Genomic DNA, 20,552 nt, shown 5'->3' with positions numbered 1-20,552 from the left:
CTCGAGGGAGGTCGTCCTTCAGCACCAGCCGGCACCGCAGGACAGGCGCCGGGGTCAGGGAGCGATCTCGAGCCTGCTGATGAGGCCGTCGACGAGGGTGAAACGGTAGATGATGTCGACCTCGCCACCGGGAAAGTCACCCTCGAGATGATTCGTGACGACGTAATGGGCGTCGTCGAACTTCTCGACGTGGCCGACCTCGACCGTGTAGGTGTACTCGCTGGTCTCGCTCTCCCGCCACCGATGGATCTCGTCGTGGCCGGTGTAGGTGGTGCCGTCGTCGTCGATCACCGTCGCGTCGGCCGCGAACGCCGACAACAGGTCGTGGGCATTCGCCTTGCGCTGGGGATCGGCCTCGCGCAGGTACCTCATGATCGCCGCCGGCAGCTGCTTCGCCAGGTCGGCCGCGCCCGGATCGGGTGGGTTCTGGATGGTCATCAGTCTCCTTTCAAAGGTGCAGGTGTCTCTGTCATGCCTGAAATGTCGACGCAGTACCTGCCATGGCGCTCGGTCAGCATCAGCAGGATCGTGTCGCAGTTCCTGCAGCGCGCCACCGCGCCAGGCCCTGACATGTACACGACCAGCTCCGCCATCACCCCCGTCCGGCCACAACTGGTGCACGTGTAGCCCATGGTCGTCATGTCTCGCCCGAAGAGGTCGTGCAGCACACCCGCCAGGGCGTTGCCGTCGAGTGGTCCCATTGTCGTCACCCGCCTGTCCCGCCGAAGCGTTCGGTCCGGATCCGTTCAGCGGCGTACCCCAAGGACACCAACCCGGCCGCAGCCGTCTCGACGAACGCGGTCGGGCCACAGACGTAGGTCAGCGGATCACAGCCGGCCGCCCACCCGGCCGTGGACAAGAGCATCGGGTCGATGCGCCCGCGATAGCCCTGCCAGCCGCTCGGGGCTGCCCGCGTCAAGGTGATCGAGACCGTGACGAGGTCGTCGGCCGCCATCTCCATGAGCTCCTCGCGATAGATCAGCAGCTCGAGGGAGCGCGCGGAGCACAGCACGCGAACTGGCACTCGGCTCCCGACGGCGCGATGATGCCGAAGCATCGAGCGCAGCGGGACCACCCCGGATCCACCGGCCACCAGGAACAACGGGCCGCCGACGTCGTCGTCCCAGGTGAAATGACCGCCGATCGGCCCGCGGAACTCGAGCTCGTCGCCTGCCCGCAGCTCGTCCACCAGATAGGGAGACACTTCCCCGTCGTCGAGTCGCTCGACGGTCAGTGACAGGCCGTCGTCCTCCGGTCCTGACGCGATCGAGTAACTCCGCTCGGTCTGATATCCGTCAGGCGCTGTCAGCCGTACGTCGACGTGCTGCCCGGCACGGTGCCCGGGCCAATCGGCGACCGCGAGCGTGATGGTCTTCACCCGCGGAGTTTCGAAGGTCGTCGAGATCACCGTGCCGGTCCGCCAGGTCAGTCGCCGGAGTAGCGCTGTTCTTTCCACGGGTCTCCATAGTTGTGATAGCCGAACATCTCCCAGAAGCCGGGTTGATCCGTCGGGCGCAGGTCCAGACCGCGGATCCACTTCGCGCTCTTCCAGAAGTACAAATGGGGCACCAGCAGCCGCGCCGGACCACCGTGCTCCGGCTCGAGCGGCCGCCCGTCGTACTCGTCGACGACCCAGGCCTTTCCACCGCGCAGGTCCGCCACCGGAACGTTCGTCGTGTAGCCGCCGTCGGAGAACGCCACGGCGTACGACGCCTGCGTCGGCACCGCGTCGAGGAAGGTGTCGAGGGACACCCCTGACCAGGTCATGTCCAGCTTCGTCCACTTGGTCACGCAGTGGATGTCCACGGTGAACGTCTCGCGGGGCAAGGCCTGGAACTCGGCCCACGACCAGGACACCGGATGATCCACAGCACCACGGATCGTGAAGTCCCAGGTCTCCAGTTGCGTGTACGGCGTCGGCCCGGCCGAGAGCACCGGGAAGTCACGCGTGACGTACTGCCCGGGCGGCACTCGCGAAGAGTCTGCGGTGCGCCGGCCGAGGAACCCCCTGCTGACCGCCATCAGGCCTTCTCCCCCAGCTGCACACGCAGCAGCCATTGCTGCTTCTCCAACGCCCCGACCACCCTCACCAGGACGTCCTGCGTCACGACATCCGCAGCACCGATCGCGCCGAGCCGTGCCCGGATCAGCTCGGCCACCGCCGCCACCCGCCGAGCCAACTCCCAGACCACCGCATGGTCGGCGAGCGACCGCGCCGGGACGGCTTCGACCCGTGACCCGCTCGCCACCGCCGAGCTCTGGCCGTCGGGAACGAATCCCAGCGTCACCGCACGCTCGGCGACGAGGTCCGCGAGCTCGCGCCACTCGCCGACCAGCTCGTCGAGGAACAGATGCACGCCACGGGCGGCCGACCCGACCACGCTCCAGTGCATCTGCTTCCCGATCAGGGAGAGATCGATCAGGTCGTGCAGCACGACCTGCAGTTCTTCACCGACGGCCGCCCGCTCGTTCGGATTGTCCAGTGGCGGCAACTGCACAGAATTGGCAACAGATTCCATAGACATACCTCCTCAGTGACACGTCGGCCGCCGGACCTTTCCTCGCCGCCGCGGAATCTTCGAGGGGAACAGGTGTTCGAGTTTCAGGTGTGCGGGGGTATGGTGGGGGCATGGGTGCTGACCTTCAGGGCTCGTTGCTGGATGCGTTCGCGGATCCGGAGTTGGGGTCGCTGGACGGGGTGTCGCGGACCGAGTTGGGGCGCGGGGCCTGGATCGACGTGCTTCCGGGGTGGTTGACGGGGGCGGATCAGGTGTACGAGCGGCTGGCTCGGGAGGTGCCGTGGCAGGCGGAGCGGCGGCAGATGTACGACCGGGTAGTCGACGTGCCGCGCCTGCTGTGCTTCTACGGTGAGACCGCGGAGCTGCCCTTGCCGATCCTCGACGAGGCGCGGGGTGCGCTGAGCGGGTACTACGCGGACGAGCTGCGCGAGCCGTTCCGTACGGCGGGGTTGTGTTTCTACCGCGACGGCCGGGACAGCGTGGCGTGGCACGGGGATCGGATCGGGCGCGGCAACCACGAGGACACGATGGTCGCGATCCTGTCTGTCGGGGAGCCACGAGTGCTCGCCCTGCGACCACGGCCAGGCGCCGCCAGCGGACCGGTCGGCTCGACCGTGCGGTACCCACTCGGCCACGGCGACCTGATCGTCATGGGCGGCTCCTGCCAACGCACCTGGGAACACGCCATCCCGAAAGCCACCGGCCGTGTGGGCCCTCGAATCAGCATCCAGTTCCGCCCGCGCGGCGTCCGATAAGCCACCGGACCTTCTGGTTGAGGGCGGGGCTAGGGGCCAGGTCGCGTAGGCCGGTTTCATGCGGCGGCTGCGGAGGCGGTGATGTCTGGGCTGTAGATGCCGTCTTTGGTGGCGATGTAGAAGCCGAGGAGGCGGATGCCGGCGGCGCGGCAGATGGCGGTGGCGGCTTGTGACCACTGGTTGTCCAGGTCGCTCAGGCAGGCGGGGCCGGGGCGGCCGAGGGCCAGGATGAGAGCCGTGCCGGGGGCGGTACGGACCGCCGGGATGATCGGGTGCATGGCGGTCCCGCAGACCTGGGCCGGGCTGGGGCCTGCGGCATGGCTCGACCGGTCGACCGAGACGGCCTCGGGCGGGATTGCGTCGGCTGGGATGGCGTCGGCTGGGAGTTCGACGGTTACGGTGGCCAGGTAGTGGTCGTCGGGGGCGCAGATGAGGACTGTGAGGGTGCCTCGGCGGCGGTCGCCGTGGCTGACCATGAGGTCGACGACGTCGGCTGTGACGGCGGGGTCGGTGAGCGGGCGGTCGGGCCAGGTAGCGGAGAGGTTCTCGAAGCTCATGCCTGTAAAGGTGCCGTGATTCCGGCCGCCGGGCCGGGTTGTCCACAGCTGAAATTGGCCCATGTTCTGGAGGCGGGAATGGATCTCTTGGGTGGGCCGTTGCGCATCTAGGCTCGAGGACATGAGCAGCAGACTTGGGCAGATGCTTCCGCCGTCCGGAGCGCCGCGGGATCTCGCGATGGCGCAGTTGGCCAACTCGGTGGGGGACGGGGCGTTCGTCGTCACCTCGGCGTTGTTCTTCACCCGCGTGGTCGGGCTCTCGACCGCGGAGGTCGGGCTCGGGCTGACGATCGCCTGGCTGGTCGGATTCCTGGCGGGCGTCCCGCTCGGAAACCTCGCGGACCGCAAGGGAGCCCGCGGCACCGCGGTCCTGCTGGCGCTGACGACAGCAACGGCAGTCGCCTCGTTCCTGGTGGTCAGGAGCTTCGCCGGCTTCCTGATCGCCGCGGTGATCTACGCGTGCAGTCAGACCGGGCTCACCGCGGCGCGGCAGGCGTTGCTCGCGGGCCTGGTCGCCCCGGCGGAGCGGACCAGGATCCGCGCGTTCCTGCAGTCCACCGTGAACGCCGGGCTCGCGATCGGCGCGCTTCTCGGCGGCGTGGCGCTCCGGTTCGACAGCACGGCGGCGTACCTGACTGTGTTCGCGGTCGACGCCCTCAGCTTCCTGATCGCGGCCGGGCTGCTGCGCCGGGTGCCGTCGATCGCGACCACGCTGCGCGTCGCGGGCGAGCCGCGGCTGGCCGTGCTGCACGACCGTCCGTACGCCGTGCTCGCGCTGATCAACGCGGTGATGCTGCTCTTCATGCCGCTGATCAGCCTGGTCGGCCCGCTCTGGATCGTCACCCGCACGAACGCACCCGACTGGGTCGTCGCCTCGCTGATGATCGTGAACACCCTCGGCGTCACGTTCTTCCAGGTCCGGATCGCGAAGCGCGTCAAGGATCTGCGCACCGCGTCCCGCAGCGTCCGGTACGCCGGTGTCGCGATGCTGGCCGCCTGCGCGGTCTTCGCGACCACCGCCGCCGGGCTGAGCGCCCCGCTCACCGCCGTCGTCCTGGTCATCGCCGCCGCACTCCTGACTCTCGGCGAGATGAAACTCGCCTCCGGCGCCTGGGAAATCAGCTTCGGGCTGGCCCCCGCCGACAAGCAGGGTCAGTACCAGGGCTTCTTCGGCACCGGCCCCGCGATCGCCCGGATGCTCGGCCCGGCACTGCTCACCACGGTGGTGCTCGGCTGGGGCCCGATCGGCTGGCTGGTCGTCGGCGCACTGTTCCTGGGGACCAGTTGCGCGACTGGTCCCGCCGTACGATGGGCTGCGCGGACGAGGGCCGTCAACGAGGACGCCACGCCGTCGCTGGTAGAGGAGAACGCCGCCTGATGGAGATTCCCGGACTGGTCGAGATCACGACGTACGACGAGCTGCGGGAGGTCGTCCCGCAACCACTGGCAGCCGCCGCCGGCAAGGCCCGCAAGGAGTTGCACGACCTCGACCGGGAGTGGCTCGCGGCCTCCCCGTTCTGCCTGATCGCCACGTCCGCGGCCGACGGCACCTGCGACGTCTCCCCCAAGGGCGACCGGGCCGGGTTCACGAAGGTGTTCGACGCCACCACGATCGCGATCCCGGAGCGGGCCGGCAACCGGCGCGTCGACGGGTTCACCAACCTCCTCTCCAACCCGCACGTCGGGCTGATCTACTTCCTGCCCGGCCGCGGCGACACGCTGCGGATCAACGGCCGCGCCCGGATCGTCCGCGAGGCGCCGTTCTTCGACGAGATGGTCGTGAAGGGCAACCGCCCGCAGCTCGCCCTGCTGGTCGAGATCGAGGAGATCTTCCACCACTGCTCGAAGGCGTTCCTGCGCTCGCAGCTGTGGAAGCCGGAGACCTGGAACCCGGAGGCGATGCCGAGCCGCCCGCGGATCGCGAAGGCGCTGGAGCGGCCCGACGAGGAGCTCGCGACGCTGGAGGAGTACTACGGCACGGCGTACGAGGAGAAGATCTACAAGGTCAAGTACTGAACTACCGCGCCGGGCGCAGGCCGATGTACTCCGTGGCGACGATGACACCGGCCCCGCCCGGCCTCTACGGTTCCGTACTGTGAGCACGACAGAGGTGACCCCGACCCTCGGGGCACGAGTGCGCCGCGTGCTGCTGCCCGTGGCGCTGTCCGTGTTCTCGGTGGTCGGCACGTTCGGTGCGTCCCGCGGTCAGACCGACCGCCACGAGCCGGACGTGCTCATGGTGGTCCTGCTGCTGATCGGCTCGCTGTCGCTGTACTGGCTGTGGACGAACCCGATCCCGGTGCTGTGGGCAACGGTCCTCTCGACGCTGGTCTACATGCTCCGCGAGTATCCGTGGGGCCCGGTCGTGTTCGCGTTCGTGATCGCCGTGTTCACCACGATCCGGCTCGGTCACCGGCTGGCGGGCTGGCTCGGGCTGATCACGCTGTACGTCGGCCATGTCGGCGGGCGGATGATCCTCGGCATCAACGAGCAGGGCGTCTACCAGGTGCTGCTCGTCGGCACCTGCTTCTGCGTCCTCGGCTTCGTCGCCGAGCTCTTCCGCGCGCACCGCGACCGGGTGATGGCCGCGGCGCGCACACGGAAGGAGGCGGAGCTGCGCCGCGCCGGTGAGGAACGGCTGCGGATCGCGCAGGAGCTCCACGACGTCGTCGCGCACCACATCTCGCTCATCAACGTGCAGGCAGCCACCGCGCTGCACCTGGTCGACCGGCAGCCCGAGCAAGCCGCCCCGGCGCTGTCCGCGATCAAGGACGCGAGCAAGGAGGCGCTGGTCGAGCTGCGCTCGATCGTCGGCGTGCTGCGGCAGTCCGACGAGTCCGCGCCGCGGCAGCCGGTCGCCGGACTCGATCACCTCGACCACCTGATCAGCCGGACCGAGCGGGCCGGCCTCGACGTACACAAGATCGTGCACGGCGACCCCCGGCCGCTGCCGGCCGGACTCGACCGCGCCGCGTTCCGCATCGTCCAGGAGTCGCTGACGAACGTCGTACGGCACGCCCGGGCGACGTCGGCGACGGTCCGGATCCAGTACGGCGAGCAATCCCTGGTGCTTCAGGTCGACGACAACGGGGAGTCGCTGGCCGGTGCGCCCCAAGAGGGCAACGGCATCTCCGGGATGCGCGAACGCGCCACCGCACTCGGCGGCACCCTGACCGCGAACCGCACACCGACCGGCAGCCTGCGGATCACGGCGACGCTGCCGCTGTGAACACGCCGGCCGGTGTCAGGGCAGGCGGACGTGGGACGGGTTCAGGTCGGCCACGCGGGAGACGCCGAGCAGGGCCATCGTGCGGCGTACCTCCTTGGTCAGGATGTCCGCGGCCCGGGCGACACCGCGCTGACCGCCGGCCATCAGGCCGTACAGGTACGCGCGGCCGACCAGGCAGGCGTCGGCGCCGAGCGCGATCGCGGCGACGATGTCGGCGCCGGACATGATGCCGGTGTCGAGGTAGATCTCCGCGTCGCTGCCGACGGCCTTGCGGACCTCGGGCAGGATGCGCAACGGCGTCGGGGCACGGTCCAACTGGCGGCCGCCGTGGTTCGACAGCACGACCGCGTCCGCGCCGGCGTCGACGACCCGGCGGGCGTCCTCGACGGTCTGGATGCCCTTGACGATCAGCGGGCCGTCCCAGATCGAGCGCAGCCAGTTGAGATCGTCGATCGTCATGGTCGGGTCGAACAGCTTGTCGAGCAGCTCCGCGACGGTGCCGTCCCAGGTGGACAGCGAGGCGAACGTCAGCGGCCGCGTGGTCAGCAGGTTCGCCCACCAGGCCGGGTGCAGCGACGCGTCCAGGACGGTCTTCGCGGTCAGCGACGGCGGGATCGTGAAGCCGTTGCGGACGTCGCGGAGGCGGGCACCGGCAACCGGTACGTCGACCGTCAGCATCAGTGCCTCGTACCCGGCGGCGGCCGACCGCTTCACCAGGTCCTCACCGGCCGTGCGGTCCTTCCACACGTACAGCTGGAACCACTTGCGCGCGTTCGGGCCCGCGGCCGCGACGTCCTCGATCGAGGTGGTGCCCATCGTCGACAACGCGTACGGGATGCCGACCTGCTCGGCGACCTTCACGACCGCGCTCTCACCCTCGTGGTTCATCATCCGGGTGAAGCCGGTCGGCGCGAACGCGAACGGCAGCTCGGAGCGGCCACCGAGGATCGACGTCCCGAGATCGATGTCGGACACGTCCCGCAGGATCGACGGCTGCAGCTCCATCTCGGCGAACAGCCGGCGGGCGCGGCGCAGGCTGATCTCCGCCTCGGCGGCGCCGTCGGTGTAGTCGAACACCGAGCGCGGCGTCCGGCGCTTCGCGATGGCCCGCAGGTCCGCGATCGTCAGCGCCTTCTCCAGGCGCCGCTCGGTCGGGTTCACCGTGATCGGCTTCGGCCGCAGCAGCGGCTTCAACTCGGACCATTTGGGCATCTGGCGATCGGTCATCAGGTCTCCCGGCTGAATCTGTGGTCGGACCACACCCTACCCTGTGGTCCGACCACACAGATAGGCTTGTCCACATGAAGAACTACGAGCTGGTCCTGCACCGGGTCGAGGCCGATCTGGCCGCCGGGCGGCTGCGGATCGGCGGCCGGCTGCCCGGTGAGCGGGCGCTGGCCGAGCAGCTCGGGATCAGCCGGCCGTCGGTGCGGGAGGCGGTCCGGGTGCTGGAGGCGATGGGCGTGGTGCGGACCGCGACCGGCTCCGGGCCGGAGGCCGGCGCGGTGATCGTGGCCGAGCCGGTGTCGCCGCTGACCGCCGTACTGCGGTTGCACCTGGCAACCAATCATCTGCCGATGGGCGACGTCGTGCAGACCCGGCTGCTGCTGGAGTCCTGGTCGGCGCGGGAGGCCGCGGCGCGGGAGCTCGCAGCGGACGAACTGAAGGTCGCGGAGGAACTGCTCGACCGGATGGACGACACCGCGCTGTCGCCGGAGGAGTTCCACGTGCTCGACGCGGAGTTCCACGTCGCACTGTCCGGGCTGGCGGGGAACGTGCTGATCGCCGCGGTGATGACGTCGCTGCGGTCGGCGATCCACGGGTACGTGCTGGCCGCCGTACCGAACCTCCCGGACTGGGAGGCGACCGCGGTCGGGCTGCGGGCCGAGCACCGGGCGATCCTGGCGGCGGTGCGGGGCGGTGACCCGGAGCGCGCGGCCGGGCTCGTGACCGCGCACATCCGGGGGTTCTACCAGGCGGCCCAGTTAGCACCGTTCGGCGCCGCTGAGGCTGGTGCGGCGCAGGCCCAGGATGACAACCGCGCCCACGACCAGGTGGAGTGACGCGAGGTCGAGCTTGGCGCCGAGCCCGATGCCGACACCACGACGGCGATCGCGCCGATGTGCTGGGTCCGGCCGACCGGAAGTCTATGCGGCTTCGACTTTGGTCGGTGGTAGGGATCGGGGCCGACCGCCTAGGGTCGGCGTCATGGAGGAGTGCATGCCGCGGAAGCCGTCGAAGCGGGTCGACCTCGTCGCGACCGGCGCGATGGGCGTCCTGGTCGCGCTGACGATCGTCGGCCGGCTGCCGGATCCGGAGCACCACAAGTTCCTGCTCCTCGACATCGTGGTCGGCATCCTCGCGGTCGCGCTGATCCCGGTGGCGCTCCGCCGCCCGGTGCCGGGCGCGATCGCACTCGCCGTCCTGGCGGCCCTCTCCCCCGCCGCCACACCGCCCTCCACCCTCGGCACGCTGAACGTGGCCATGCGCCGCCCCTGGCGTCCGGCGATCCTGGTCGCCGTGATCGGCACCGTCGCGCACCTGATCCAGGGCCTGTGGCAACCGATCCACGGCCTCCCGTTCCTCTGGTTCGCCGTCCTGGACGTGGCCGTGCACGCCGCACTGCTCGGATGGGGGCAAGGAACGCAGGCACGGCGGCAGTTGCTGGAGTCACTGCGGGAACGCGCCCGGCGCGCGGAGGCCGAGCAGGGCCGCCGGATCGCCGAGGCGCGCTCGCTCGAGCGCACCAAGATGGCGCGCGAGATGCACGACGTCCTCGCCCATCGCCTCTCGCTGCTCGCGACGTACGCCGGTGCGCTCGAGTACCGCCCGGACTCGTCGCCGGAGAAGCTCGCCAAGGCGGCCGGCGTGATCCGGACCGGTGTCCACCAGGCGCTCGACGAGTTGCGCGAGGTGATCAACGTGCTGCGCGACGAGGACGTGTACGAAGGCCGGCCGCAACCGACGTTCGGGGACCTCCGGGCGCTCGTCGACGAATCCCGCGAGGCCGGTACGACGATCGCGTACGAGGACCAGGTCGCCGATCCGGCGTCCTTGCCGCCGGCAACCGGGAGGACGGCGTACCGGGTCGTGCAGGAGGGCCTGACCAACGCTCGCAAGCACGCGGCGGGACACCCGGTGACCGTGCTGGTGTCCGGCGAACCGGGTGATCGGTTGCGGATCGAGCTGACCAACCCGGCCTCGAACGGTACGCCGCTGGCGCCCGGGAGCGGGACCGGGCTGGTCGGGCTGACCGAGCGCGTCCAGCTCGCGGGCGGCACGCTCGACCACGGGCTGGTGCCCGGTGGCGGGTTCCGGCTGGAGGCCTCGCTACCGTGGCCCTCGTGAACATCCGGGTGCTCGTGGTGGACGACGACGCGTTGGTCCGGGCCAGCCTCGAGATGATGCTGGACGGTGCGAACGGGATCTCCGTGGTCGCGCAGGCCGCCGACGGTGACGAAGTACCGGCGGCCGTCGACGCGCACTTCCCGGACATCGTGCTGATGGACCTGCGGATGCCGCGGGTCGACGGGATCGTCGCGACCCGGCGGCTGCGGGCGCGGACGAACCCGCCCGAGGTCGTCGTGCTGACCACGTTCGACACCGACGAGAACGTCCTGCACGCGCTCCGCGCCGGAGCGAGCGGGTTCCTGCTCAAGGACACGCCGCCTGCGCAGATCGTCGACGCCGTACGGCGGGTGGCGGCCGGTGACCCGATCCTGTCGCCGGCGATCACCCGCCGGCTGATGGACCGCGCCGCCGTCCAGGCCGATGCGCACACGATCGCGCAACAGAAGCTGCAGCGGCTGTCGCCCCGGGAGTACGACGTGATGCTCGCGGTCGCCCAGGGCAAGGCGAACGCGCAGATCGCCTCCGAGCTGTTCATGAGCCTGGCGACCGTGAAGGCGCACATCTCGCACATCCTCACCAAGCTCGAGCTCGGGAACCGCACGCAGATCGCGCTGCTCGCACATGACGCGGGGCTCGCCTAGAGGACGCGCGGCAAGTGCCATCTGTCCGCGCGTCCTCTAGGCTCCAGCGCATGATTCGGGTGCTGCTGGCGGACGATCAGGCGTTGGTGCGGGCCGGGTTCCGGTCGTTGCTGAACGCCGAGGACGACATCACGGTGGTCGGCGAGGTCGCGGACGGCGCCGAGGCGGTCGCGATGGCGCGGCGGGACAAGCCCGACGTCGTACTGATGGACATCCGGATGCCCGGGACGGACGGGCTGGAGGCGACTCGACAGATCGGCGCGGATCCGGAGCTGGCCGACGTGCACGTCGTGATCCTGACGACGTTCGACCTCGACGAGTACGTGTTCGAGGCGCTGCGGGTCGGGGCCAGCGGGTTCCTGGTGAAGGACACCGAGCCGGTCGAACTGCTGCAGGCCGTGCGGGTGGTGGCGCGCGGTGACGCGCTGCTGTCTCCCGGTGTGACGCGCCGGCTGGTGGCGGAATTCGCGTCGCGGTCGCGGCAGCCGCATGCGAGCAAGGAGCTCGACGTCCTCACCGAGCGCGAGAAGGAGATCGTCGCGCTGGTCGGCGAAGGCCTGTCGAACGACGAGATCGCCGGGCGGCTGGTACTCAGCCCGGCGACCGCGAAGACCCACGTCAGCCGCGCGATGATCAAACTCGGCGTCCGCGACCGCGCCCAACTGGTGGTGGTCGCCTATCAAACCGGGCTCGTGCGGCCCGGCTGGCTCGGTTGACCCGCCGGAGCGTGCAAGGTCGACAGGACGTCTCTGTAACTCGCGGCTGCCGGCTCGCGTGATTCGAGGTCTGTGGGTTGTTGTCGACGGATACGTCCTGTCGAGACTGCACGGGTTCGTCTGCGGAGTTGACCTTCCAGCTGGTCGAGGGGCGAGGGTGGTTGCATGATGCGACTGGAGGAGATCACCGCCGCTGTCGAGGCCGGACGGGGCGGGGATCGTGAGGCTGCCCGCACCCGATTGACCGCGCTCTGGGAGGAGATCGACGACCCGGCGACCCGGTGCGTGATCGCGCATTTCCTCGCCGACGTACAGGATCAGACCGAGGACGAGCTGAGCTGGGATCTCCGGGCCTTGGAGCTCGTCTCGGACGACCAGTGGCTGCCGTCCCTGCACCTCAGCCTCGCCGACGACTACCGCCGGCTGAGCCGCCCCGAAGAAGCCCGACGGCACCTCGCAATGGCGGAGGCCAACCTCTCGAAGCTCCCCGCCGGGGACTACGGCGACCTGATCAGAAGCGGCTTCGAGCACGTGGCGGAAGCTCTCGCGGCAGGCAGTGTGCAACGGCTGGAGACCAATCCCAGCACCTGACTACTCCCCTCGGGGTAGGGCCGGTGACTCCTCCTGGGCGACGCCGGAGGTGGGGGGTGACGGTCAGGCTCTAGGTATGGATGCGCTAGTTGAGGTCAGCGGGCTGACGAAGCGATACGGCGACACCTTGGCGGTTGACGGTGTCGATCTGACGGTGCTGCCGGGTGAGGTGTACGGATTCCTGGGGCCGAACGGGGCGGGCAAGACGACGACGCTCCGGATCCTCACCGGGCTGATCGCGCCGACCAGCGGCCGGGTGCGGGTGCTGGGCGGCTGGCCGGGCGAGTCCGGCGTGCTGCGGCGGACCGGCTCGATGATCGAGTCGCCCGCGTTCTACCCGTACCTGTCCGGCCTGGACAACCTGCGGCTGCTGGCCGAGTACGCCGGGGTGTCGCGGCAGCGCATCGACGAGGTGCTCGAACTCGTCGACCTCGCCGATCGTGCGACCGACCGGTTCTCGACGTACTCCCTGGGGATGAAGCAGCGCCTCGGAGTCGCGGCGGCGCTGCTCAAGGACCCGGAGCTGGTGATCCTCGACGAGCCGACCAACGGCCTCGACCCGGCCGGGATGCGCGACATGCGCCGACTGATCCGCGAGCTCGGCAGCGGCGGCCGGACCGTGCTGCTGTCCAGCCACCTGCTCGGCGAGGTACAGCAGATCTGCGACCGGGTCGGCATCATCAACGCCGGCCGGATGGTTGCCGAGCACAACGTCGACGACCTGCGCGGCGAGCAGGAGCTGGTGGTCAGGGCGTCGCCGCGTGACGACGCGCAGCGCCTGCTGGCCCGCTTCGGCAGCGTCCATCAGTACGACGACACGCTCCGGGTGCAGGTGGATCCGGCGAAGGCCGCCGAGGTGAACCGGACGCTCGTCGAGGCCGGCATCGAGGTGTCCGAGCTGCACACCACCGAACGCGCGCTCGAAGACATCTTCTTCGAGCTGACCACGGAGCTGTCGACCGAGCTGTCGACCGAGCTGTCGACCGGGGAGGAGACCACCGATGTTGGGTAGCTACCGAGCCGAACTGCTCAAGCTCCGCAAGCGTTCCGCCGTCTGGGTGCTGTTCGGCGCCGGCCTGGTGCTGAGCCTGATCTTCGGGTACCTGCTGCCGTACCTGGGCTACGCGACCGGCGACGACAACCCGCAGACCGACGGCGTACCGCGCGCCGAGATCCTGCGCGGCATGTTGCCCGAACGCGTCGTCGACAACACCATCGGCGGGTACCCGATCTTCGCCGGCGCGCTCGCGCTCGTGCTGGGCGCGATCGTGATCGGCGGCGAGTACACCTGGGGCACGCTGAAGACCGTCCTCACCCAGCGCCCGCAGCGCGGCACGATCCTCGGCGCGCAGTTCCTGGCGCTGGGCACGATGATCGCGCTCTGGGTGCTCGGGATCTTCGCCGCCTGCGCGCTGTGCAGCCTCGGCGTCGCCGCGGCCGAGAACGGTTCGACGAACTGGCCGGGCCTCGGCGATCTCCTGCAAGGCCTCGGCGGCGGCTGGCTGGTGCTGATGATGTGGTGCCTCGCCGGTGCCGTCCTGGCCGTTGCCTTCCGCAACGTCGCGTTGCCGATCGGCCTCGGTGTGGTGTGGATCCTCGGCATCGAGACGCTGCTGGCCGGCGTCGTGAGCAGTCTGCTGCCGAGCCTGGACTGGCTCGCCAACGCGTTGCCCGGTACGAACGCCGGCTCACTCGTCTTCAGCGTCACCGGCATGGCCGCCGCCGACGCACCACCCGGCGTCCGCGATGCGGTCGGCGGCGGACGGGCGCTCCTGACCCTGATCGGCTACTGCGCGGTGTTCGCCGTCCTCGCGGCCTGGACCACGCGACGCCGCGACGTCACCTGATCCCGGCGTGCACCAACGCGAGCTCGCAGAACATCGCGTTGGCCCAGGAGAACCACTCGCGGGTGTACTGCGTGGGGTCGTCGACGTCGAAGCCCTCGTGCATCTGGCCGGTGCCGCCGGTGGTGTCGCGCAGGAGCTCCAGCAACTGCTGGCGCTCCTGCGCCGACGTACTGGAGATCCCCTGCACGGCGAGCGCGATGTGCCAGATGTAGCGCGGCGGGGTGTGCGGGCTGCCGATCCCGGCGGCCGCCGTACCGCTGTAGTAGTAGGGATTCGACGGGCTGAGCAGCAACGCACGTGTCGCGAGGTAGGTCGGGTCGTCCGGCGCGGCGTAGCCGGTGAGCGGGATCGAGAGCAGGCTCGGCATGTTGGCGTCGTCCATCAGCAACGTCTCGCCCAGGCCGTCGACCTCGTACGCGTACACCCGGCCGTGCACCGGATGCTGCACCGTGCCGAACGTCGCGATGCCCTCGTCGATCTCGGCCTTCAGCGCCTTCGCCCGGTCGGCCAGCGGCTCGTCGCGCAGCACCTCGGTCGCGATCTCCTGCAGGTACCCGAGCACCACCGACGCGAACATGTTCCCGGGCACGTTGAAGCCCAGCTCGGTCGCGTCGTCACTCGGCCGGAACGCGCTCCACGACATCCCGGTCGGTCGCGTCAGCCGCCCGCGTCCTTCGCGGACCAGGGTGTCCGACGGCCGGTCGTCGTGCCGCTGGAACCGGTACGGCGAGCGCGCCTCGTGGTCCTGCTCGACGGTCCACAGCTCGACGATCGCCTCCGCGGCGGCCCGGAAGCGGTCGTCGATCACGTCCGCGCGGCCGGTGATCCGCCACAGCCGGTAGGCCAGCTCGAGCGGGAAGCACAGCGAGTCGATCTCGTACTTGCGCTCCCACACCCACGGCGACATCTCGGTCTCGTCGGTGACGTGACCGGCGCCGTTCGCCTCCTGGTTGAAGGCGTTCGCGTACGGGTCCAGGACGACGTACTCGAGCTGCCGGTGCAGCACGCCGACCAGGATCTCCTGCAGGCCCGGGTCGTCCTTGCACAGCAGCAGGTACGGGCGCAGTTGCGCGGCCGAGTCGCGCAGCCACATCGCCGGGATGTCGCCGGTGAGCACGAACGTGGTCCCGTCCGGCAGCCGCTCGGCGACGGCCGGCAGGTTCTCGGCCATCGAGCGCCGGAACATCTCCGCGATCACGTCGTCGCCGCCCGCCTTCCGCACAGCCTCCGTGGCGCGGGCGAGGACCTCGGGGTCGATCATCAACACATCTACCTTTCACCATCAAGAGTCAGGCCGAGAGAGGGGTCGGGCGAGAAGGTCCGGTCCAGGACCAGGCTCGCGGCGCCGATCGCGCCGACGTCCACGCCGAGCGTCGTGCCGGTGACCTCGAACGGATGCACCGCCCGCAGCAGGAACCGGCCGTCCAAGGCCTCCCGGACCGCGGTGTCGAGGACCGGTGCGAGGTGTTCCCAGTGCGGGCCGCCGAAGACGACCCGCTCCAGATCGAGCAGGTTCGCGATGTCCTCGACCACCTTGGCGATCCGCTCCGCGAGCGCGGTGACGATCGCCCGCGCCGGTGCGGAGCCGTCCGCGGCCAGCGCGCACAGCCGGGAGAAGGCCGCCTCGACGGCCTGGCGGTCGTCCAGGTCGATGCCATCGGCAAGCACTTCGGCCTGGACGCCCTGCTGCACCAGGTACCGCGGCTGGCTGGCTTCGCCGACGCAGCCACGCCGGCCGCAGTAGCACAACGGACCGTCCGGATCGACGATCACGTGACCGATCTCGCCGACGTTGCTGGACGAGCCGCGGACCACCTCGTCGCCGATCACCAGCCCGGCGCCGACGCCGGTGCCGAGGTAGAAGAAGACGAAGCTGCCGCCCTGACCGGCCCACCGCTCGGCGGACGCGGCCGCGGTCACGTCCTTGTCCAGGACGATCGGCAGGCCGGTGCGCTCGGCCAGCTCGTCGCGGAGCGGCACCAGGTGCCAGGTCGAGAGGTTCGGCGGGTCGACCACCACGCCGCGCTCGACGTCGATCGGCCCGGGCGCGGCGATGCCGACACCGGTCACCCGGTCCCGCGGCGCCCCCGCCTCGGCGATCACCTCCTCGATCGTCTTCGCGATGCCGTCGATCAGCAGGCCGGGGTCGTCGGCGTACTGGTCCACGGGCCGCCGCGCGACCACCTCGCCGGTCAGGTCGAGCAGGACGACAGTGACGACGGACGGGTCGAGGTGGACGCCGACGGCGTACCGGCCGGTGGGCTCGAGCTCGAGCAGCGTCCGCGGCTTGCCGAGGCCCGCGCCCCGCAACCGTCCGGCTTCGCGGACCAGGCCCGCGTCGAGCAGGCGGCGCGCGATGTTCGAGATCGCCTGACCGGACAGACCGGTGGCCTCGGCGAGCTCGACGCGGCTCAACTGCTCGCTGCGGCGGATCGCGTCCAGCACCACGGCGTCGTTGAATCCCCCGACGCGATCGAGGTTCGTCCCCCGTCTAACCAATTGGATCCGCACCCCACGGTTGCGACCAGTCGTATCGGATGGTGTCCCCACCCGTGCGCCATTCGTTCGGAGTGGTGTTGACCAGCCAGTCGACCGGCTCGATCTCCGAGGCAGCACCACCGTCGAGCGCCAACCGTATACCGTCCCGCAACGCCCGGTCCGTGCGGTCCGTCCGCGCCGCCGGGTCGATCGACAGGAACAGCGCCGTACCTGACCGCGCGACGAGATCCAGGAACCGCTCGTTCAGCTCCCACGGCGTCTGCGGCGTGCACGGGACGCAGTCCGCGTCGACCGTGAAGAACCGGTGGTGCTGCGGGAGCCGGAACGCGAGGGTGTTCACCCCCATCTTCCGGGTCCGCTCCCAGTCCCGGCCGGAGGTGTCGTCGCCGGTCCGCTGGACGTCGACGAGCCCGGCCGCGAGGTGGCCCACGGTGTTGCAGCCGATCAGTACGACGTCCTCGGCCGCCGCCCGGATCTCGCGGTAGAACGCAAGCGCGATCTCGGCCGTCGTCCGCGACCGGTCGTGGAACTGCCAGCCCCCGGTGGTCAGGCGGGATCCCATCGCGGGCCCGAAGTTGCCGAAGATGTCGTACGTACTGAAGTCGTGCTTGACGAGCTCGAATCCCCAGGACCGGAAGCGTTCGAGGTCGGAGCGCACGCCGTCGAGGACCTCGGGGCGGGTCGGGTCGAGGGCGCGGCCCGGTTTGTCGTGCGGACCGGACTTCGCCCACCGGCTCGGTTCGCGGACCAGGAGCGGGCGGAACCACAGGCCCGGCCGCGCACCGATCGCCTTGATCGCGGCCGCCGTACCCGCCAGGTCGTCGAAGACGCCGGGCGTGCCGCGGTCCCAGGGGCCGCCGGAGGCGATGCCGCCCGGGTACCAGCCGTCGTCGACGACGCTGAACGGCTTCACCGGGTGGCCGTCGGCGAGCTCGACGATGGTCGCCGCGTCCTTCAGGACGGCCTTCTCGTCGAAGTTCTCGCCGTAGGCGTAGTACCAGTTGTTGGCACCGACAACAGGCCCGGCCACCGGCGCGGGCTCAGGTCGCGCCGGTAGCCGGGTGCTCATGGTGGTGACCGCTGCGTGCAGGGTCTGCCAGGGTGTGCCGGCGTCCTCGAATCGTCGCACGACCGCTGCTGTCAGGGTACGACCGTCCAAAAGCGCCGGGCCGTCGCCGTTGCGCAGATCGAGCCACAACGTGAAGCCGTCGCCGTCGACGGTCCAGGCGCAGAACGCGTTCGGCTGGACATCGACGCCCATGCCGAAGGTGCCCGCGGCGGAGTGGGCGAGGAAGTACCACGGCAGCAGCCGCTCGGGCTGCCGGTGCCGCCACTGCAGGTCGCCGTACGAGCGTTCCCACGCATCGCCGAGGATCAGGGCGTCGCTCGGCAGCTTCTCCGACCAGCGCAGCGCGACCCGGGAGACCTTCGCCGCGGTGACCTCGACCGTCCCGTCGTTCCAGCTGACCTCGATGCCGGCCCGTGCCGGGGCGGTCAAACCGTCCGAGGGGTCCGCCTGGACGAAAACAGCGCTCGGTTCTCTCACCTGACTCCTCGGGGTACTTAATTTCCCCAGAGACTTTAGTTAGTCGCGCTCGGGCCGGTCAAGGCGGTCACGGCGGCGACGAGACGCTCCACGTCGGCGCGGTCCGTGTACGGCGCGAGGCCGGCCCGGACCGCGCCCGCCGGGCCGAGCCCGAGGTGTCGCGCGGGCTCGTATGCGTAGAACGAGCCGGCCGGGGCGTTGACGCCGGCCTTCGCGAGTTGCTCGGACACCTCCCCCGGCGTGTGCCCGTCGAGCGTGAACAGCAGGGTCGGCGTGCGGTGCGCGGCGTGGCCGTAGAGGGTGATGCCGGGGATCGCCTTCAGGGCCGTCTCCAGCTCGTCACGCAGCCCGTCCTCATGCGCTTCGACGCTCCGCAGCGACGTGATCAGTCGCTCGCGCCGCGTCGTGCCGCTGCCTCCGAGCCCGGCGATGAAGTCGACCGCGGCCGTCGTGCCGGCCAGCAGTTCGTACGGCAGCGTGCCCAGCTCGAAACGCTCCGGTACGGCGTCCGTCGACGGCAAGAGTTTGTCGGGCCGCAGCGTCTCGAGAAGCGCCGGCGCCGCGGTCAGTACGCCGAGATGCGGGCCGAAGAACTTGTACGGCGAGCACACGTAGAAGTCGGCGTACCGCGCGTCGACCGGCGCATGCGCCGTCAGGTGGACGCCGTCGACGTAGATCAGTGCGCCGGCCTCGTGGACCTGGTCGGCGATGCGTTGCGTGTCCGGACGGGTGCCGAGCAGGTTCGACGCCGCGGTGACAGCGACCAGGCGGGTGCGGTCCGTGAGCAGCGGCGCGATGTCGTCCAACTCGGAGGTCTCCGGGTCGAACCCGAGCCATTTGACCGTGGCGCCGGCGGCCTCGGCGGCCTGCACCCACGGACGGACGTTCGCGTCGTGGTCGAGCCGGGTGACGATCACCTCGTCGCCCGCGGACCAGGTCTTCGCGAGCGCGCGGGAGAAGTCGTAGGTCAGCTGCGTCATGCTGCGGCCGAACACGATCCCCTCGGCGGTGGTGCCGAGCAGGTCGGCCATCGCCTGCCGGGCGCCGACCACGATCTCGTCGGCGCGGCGCTCGGCGGCGGTCAGCCGGCCACGATTGGCCAGGGCCGAGGTCATGGTGTGCGCCACCGCGTCGGCCACGGCCTGCGGGGTCTGCGACCCTCCGGGGCCGTCGAAGTGCGCGGCTCCCTCGTCGAGCGCGGGGAACTGCTTGCGGACGGCGACCACGTCGAAGGCATTCATGCGCGTCATCCTCTCTCGGTCCTGACAGCGCGCGCTACCGCCTGCCCGAATACGGATAAAAATGCGCGAACTGTCCGTGGTGTAGTGCAGGATGTCAGGAGTGAGCATGGTAACGACTCCTGACAGCACGGCGGCCCCGGTCCGGGCCTGGCTCCCGATCATGCTGGCGCTGGCGGCCATCTGGGGCTGCAGCTTCCTGTTCATCTCGGTCGGCGTCCGCGAACTGCCGCCGCTCTACCTCGCGCTGGGTCGGGTGATCGCGGGCTCGGTCGTGCTGCTCACGATCCTGATCGCCAAGCGCGAGCCGCTGCCGCGCGACCCGCGGCTGTGGGCGCACTCGTTCGTGGTCGGGGCGATCGGCTCGGCGATCCCGTGGACCCTGTTCGGGTACGGCGAGGAGCGGATCCCGTCGCTGCTCGCCGGGATCTGGAACGGCATCACCCCCCTGGTCGTGCTGCCGATCGCGGTGCTGATCTTCCGGACCGAGAAGTTCTCGGCGCAGCGCGGGATCGGGCTGCTGATCGGCTTCGCCGGGATGCTCGTCGTCCTCGGCGCCTGGCGGGTGCAGGGCGGCGCGGACCTGGCCGGTCAGGCGCTGTGCATGCTCGCCGCGGTGTCGTACGGGCTCGCGATCCCCTACCAGAAACGGTTCCTGGCCGGTACGACATTGTCCGGCACCGCGCTGTCCACGAGCTTGTTGCTGTGCGCAACCGTCCAGCTGGCCGTCGTCGCGCCGCTGGTCACCAGGCAGGCGCCGCCCGCGCCGTGGTCGCTGTCCCCGGAGACCGTGCTGAGCGTGCTCGCCCTGGGCGCGCTGGGCAGCGGCCTGGCCTTCGTCCTGAACATGCGCAACATCCGCCTGATCGGCGCCAGCCGCTCGTCGATGGTCACGTACCTGATGCCGATCTTCTCGATCGTCGTCGGCATCCTCGTCCTGCACGAGCACCTGACCTGGTACCAGCCCGTCGGCGGTCTCGTCGTCCTGCTCGGTGTCGCCGTCTCCCAGGGCCTGCTCACGGCCCTCCGCCGCAAACCGCTCGCCGCAGCACCTGCCACCTGA

23 protein-coding genes are annotated in these 20,552 nt (G+C 70.2%); 12 read left to right on the top strand and 11 right to left on the bottom strand.

Annotation, left to right across the window (positions count from 1 at the left end; genetic code table 11):
- Window positions 1-54: 54 nt before the first annotated feature.
- From ABZX12_RS10355 to ABZX12_RS10335, 5 genes are all read right to left on the bottom strand, one after another.
- Window positions 55-438 carry a nuclear transport factor 2 family protein gene (locus ABZX12_RS10355; RefSeq protein WP_355691770.1) on the bottom strand — a complete coding sequence of 128 codons (384 nt, stop codon included), beginning with the start codon at window positions 436-438 and terminating at the stop codon, window positions 55-57.
- A complete protein-coding gene (locus ABZX12_RS10350; RefSeq protein WP_355692841.1) occupies window positions 438-641 on the bottom strand; it encodes a DUF6510 family protein in 204 nt (67 codons plus the stop codon). Before ABZX12_RS10350 ends, ABZX12_RS10355 begins: the two co-directional genes overlap by 1 nt.
- A gap of 65 nt (window positions 642-706) precedes the next feature.
- Window positions 707-1,456: a ferredoxin reductase gene (locus tag ABZX12_RS10345; RefSeq protein WP_355691768.1), complete on the bottom strand. Its 750-nt coding sequence runs from the start codon at window positions 1,454-1,456 to the stop codon at window positions 707-709.
- Window positions 1,426-2,022 (bottom strand): sulfite oxidase-like oxidoreductase, encoded by a 597-nt coding sequence (locus ABZX12_RS10340; protein WP_355691766.1) that lies wholly within the window; start codon window positions 2,020-2,022, stop codon window positions 1,426-1,428. Before ABZX12_RS10340 ends, ABZX12_RS10345 begins: the two co-directional genes overlap by 31 nt.
- Window positions 2,022-2,519 carry a DNA starvation/stationary phase protection protein gene (locus ABZX12_RS10335; protein ID WP_355691765.1) on the bottom strand — a complete coding sequence of 166 codons (498 nt, stop codon included), beginning with the start codon at window positions 2,517-2,519 and terminating at the stop codon, window positions 2,022-2,024. The genes ABZX12_RS10340 and ABZX12_RS10335 overlap by 1 nt, the downstream gene beginning before the upstream one ends.
- 110 nt (window positions 2,520-2,629) lie before the next feature.
- Here ABZX12_RS10335 and ABZX12_RS10330 point away from each other — a divergent pair, with 110 nt between their 5' ends.
- Window positions 2,630-3,274 carry an alpha-ketoglutarate-dependent dioxygenase AlkB gene (locus ABZX12_RS10330; protein WP_355691763.1) on the top strand — a complete coding sequence of 215 codons (645 nt, stop codon included), beginning with the start codon at window positions 2,630-2,632 and terminating at the stop codon, window positions 3,272-3,274.
- Between the two features lie 56 nt (window positions 3,275-3,330).
- Here ABZX12_RS10330 and ABZX12_RS10325 read toward each other — a convergent pair whose 3' ends face one another.
- Entirely contained in the window at window positions 3,331-3,831 is a 501-nt protein-coding gene (locus ABZX12_RS10325) for a hypothetical protein (RefSeq protein WP_355691761.1), read from the bottom strand.
- Between the two features lie 121 nt (window positions 3,832-3,952).
- Here ABZX12_RS10325 and ABZX12_RS10320 point away from each other — a divergent pair, with 121 nt between their 5' ends.
- The 3 genes from ABZX12_RS10320 to ABZX12_RS10310 all read left to right on the top strand — a co-directional run bounded on the left by ABZX12_RS10320 (window position 3,953) and on the right by ABZX12_RS10310 (window position 7,060).
- A complete protein-coding gene (locus ABZX12_RS10320; protein ID WP_355691759.1) occupies window positions 3,953-5,209 on the top strand; it encodes an MFS transporter in 1,257 nt (418 codons plus the stop codon).
- A complete protein-coding gene (locus ABZX12_RS10315) occupies window positions 5,209-5,847 on the top strand; it encodes a pyridoxamine 5'-phosphate oxidase family protein (protein ID WP_355691758.1) in 639 nt (212 codons plus the stop codon). The genes ABZX12_RS10320 and ABZX12_RS10315 overlap by 1 nt, the downstream gene beginning before the upstream one ends.
- A 79-nt stretch (window positions 5,848-5,926) precedes the next feature.
- Window positions 5,927-7,060 carry a sensor histidine kinase gene (locus tag ABZX12_RS10310; RefSeq protein ID WP_355691756.1) on the top strand — a complete coding sequence of 378 codons (1,134 nt, stop codon included), beginning with the start codon at window positions 5,927-5,929 and terminating at the stop codon, window positions 7,058-7,060.
- 15 nt (window positions 7,061-7,075) lie between these two features.
- Here ABZX12_RS10310 and ABZX12_RS10305 read toward each other — a convergent pair whose 3' ends face one another.
- On the bottom strand, window positions 7,076-8,287 hold the full coding sequence (locus tag ABZX12_RS10305) for an alpha-hydroxy acid oxidase (RefSeq protein ID WP_355691754.1): 1,212 nt from the start codon (window positions 8,285-8,287) through the stop codon (window positions 7,076-7,078).
- A gap of 74 nt (window positions 8,288-8,361) precedes the next feature.
- Here ABZX12_RS10305 and ABZX12_RS10300 point away from each other — a divergent pair, with 74 nt between their 5' ends.
- From ABZX12_RS10300 to ABZX12_RS10270, 7 genes are all read left to right on the top strand, one after another.
- A complete protein-coding gene (locus ABZX12_RS10300; protein ID WP_355691753.1) occupies window positions 8,362-9,123 on the top strand; it encodes an FCD domain-containing protein in 762 nt (253 codons plus the stop codon).
- Window positions 9,124-9,268: 145 nt separating this feature from the next.
- Window positions 9,269-10,408 (top strand): histidine kinase, encoded by a 1,140-nt coding sequence (locus ABZX12_RS10295; protein WP_355691752.1) that lies wholly within the window; start codon window positions 9,269-9,271, stop codon window positions 10,406-10,408.
- The gene (locus ABZX12_RS10290; protein ID WP_355691750.1) at window positions 10,405-11,052 is read left to right on the top strand and encodes a response regulator transcription factor; all 648 of its coding nucleotides are present in this window, start codon (window positions 10,405-10,407) and stop codon (window positions 11,050-11,052) included. Before ABZX12_RS10295 ends, ABZX12_RS10290 begins: the two co-directional genes overlap by 4 nt.
- Window positions 11,053-11,102: 50 nt before the next feature.
- The gene (locus tag ABZX12_RS10285; protein WP_355691748.1) at window positions 11,103-11,768 is read left to right on the top strand and encodes a response regulator transcription factor; all 666 of its coding nucleotides are present in this window, start codon (window positions 11,103-11,105) and stop codon (window positions 11,766-11,768) included.
- A 165-nt stretch (window positions 11,769-11,933) separates the two neighbouring features.
- Window positions 11,934-12,359: a hypothetical protein gene (locus tag ABZX12_RS10280; RefSeq protein ID WP_355691746.1), complete on the top strand. Its 426-nt coding sequence runs from the start codon at window positions 11,934-11,936 to the stop codon at window positions 12,357-12,359.
- A 76-nt stretch (window positions 12,360-12,435) separates the two neighbouring features.
- Window positions 12,436-13,371 (top strand): ABC transporter ATP-binding protein, encoded by a 936-nt coding sequence (locus tag ABZX12_RS10275; protein ID WP_355691745.1) that lies wholly within the window; start codon window positions 12,436-12,438, stop codon window positions 13,369-13,371.
- A complete protein-coding gene (locus tag ABZX12_RS10270) occupies window positions 13,361-14,206 on the top strand; it encodes an ABC transporter permease (RefSeq protein ID WP_355691743.1) in 846 nt (281 codons plus the stop codon). Before ABZX12_RS10275 ends, ABZX12_RS10270 begins: the two co-directional genes overlap by 11 nt.
- Here the strand turns inward: ABZX12_RS10270 and ABZX12_RS10265 are convergent.
- From ABZX12_RS10265 to ABZX12_RS10250, 4 genes are read right to left on the bottom strand one after another with little or no spacing between them, the layout of a single operon-like run.
- Window positions 14,199-15,467 carry a glycoside hydrolase family 125 protein gene (locus ABZX12_RS10265; RefSeq protein ID WP_355691741.1) on the bottom strand — a complete coding sequence of 423 codons (1,269 nt, stop codon included), beginning with the start codon at window positions 15,465-15,467 and terminating at the stop codon, window positions 14,199-14,201. The two genes, ABZX12_RS10270 and ABZX12_RS10265, sit on opposite strands and share 8 nt — an antisense overlap.
- An 8-nt stretch (window positions 15,468-15,475) precedes the next feature.
- Window positions 15,476-16,705, bottom strand: a complete 1,230-nt coding sequence (locus ABZX12_RS10260; RefSeq protein ID WP_355691739.1) for an ROK family transcriptional regulator — start codon at window positions 16,703-16,705, stop codon at window positions 15,476-15,478.
- The gene (locus tag ABZX12_RS10255; protein ID WP_355691737.1) at window positions 16,698-18,251 is read right to left on the bottom strand and encodes a hypothetical protein; all 1,554 of its coding nucleotides are present in this window, start codon (window positions 18,249-18,251) and stop codon (window positions 16,698-16,700) included. The genes ABZX12_RS10260 and ABZX12_RS10255 overlap by 8 nt, the downstream gene beginning before the upstream one ends.
- Window positions 18,252-18,286: 35 nt before the next feature.
- Complete coding sequence (locus ABZX12_RS10250) at window positions 18,287-19,492, bottom strand: cysteine desulfurase-like protein (protein ID WP_355691735.1); 1,206 nt, start codon at window positions 19,490-19,492, stop codon at window positions 18,287-18,289.
- A gap of 106 nt (window positions 19,493-19,598) precedes the next feature.
- On the opposite strand from ABZX12_RS10250, the gene ABZX12_RS10245 reads away from it, so the two are divergent.
- Window positions 19,599-20,552 carry a DMT family transporter gene (locus ABZX12_RS10245; protein ID WP_355691734.1) on the top strand — a complete coding sequence of 318 codons (954 nt, stop codon included), beginning with the start codon at window positions 19,599-19,601 and terminating at the stop codon, window positions 20,550-20,552.

The sequence above is a fragment of the Kribbella sp. NPDC003505 genome, from assembly GCF_040610875.1.
GTDB lineage: Bacteria > Actinomycetota > Actinomycetes > Propionibacteriales > Kribbellaceae > Kribbella.
Note: the sequence above shows the minus strand (reverse complement) of the source record. Positions and strands in the feature narration are given on the sequence as shown.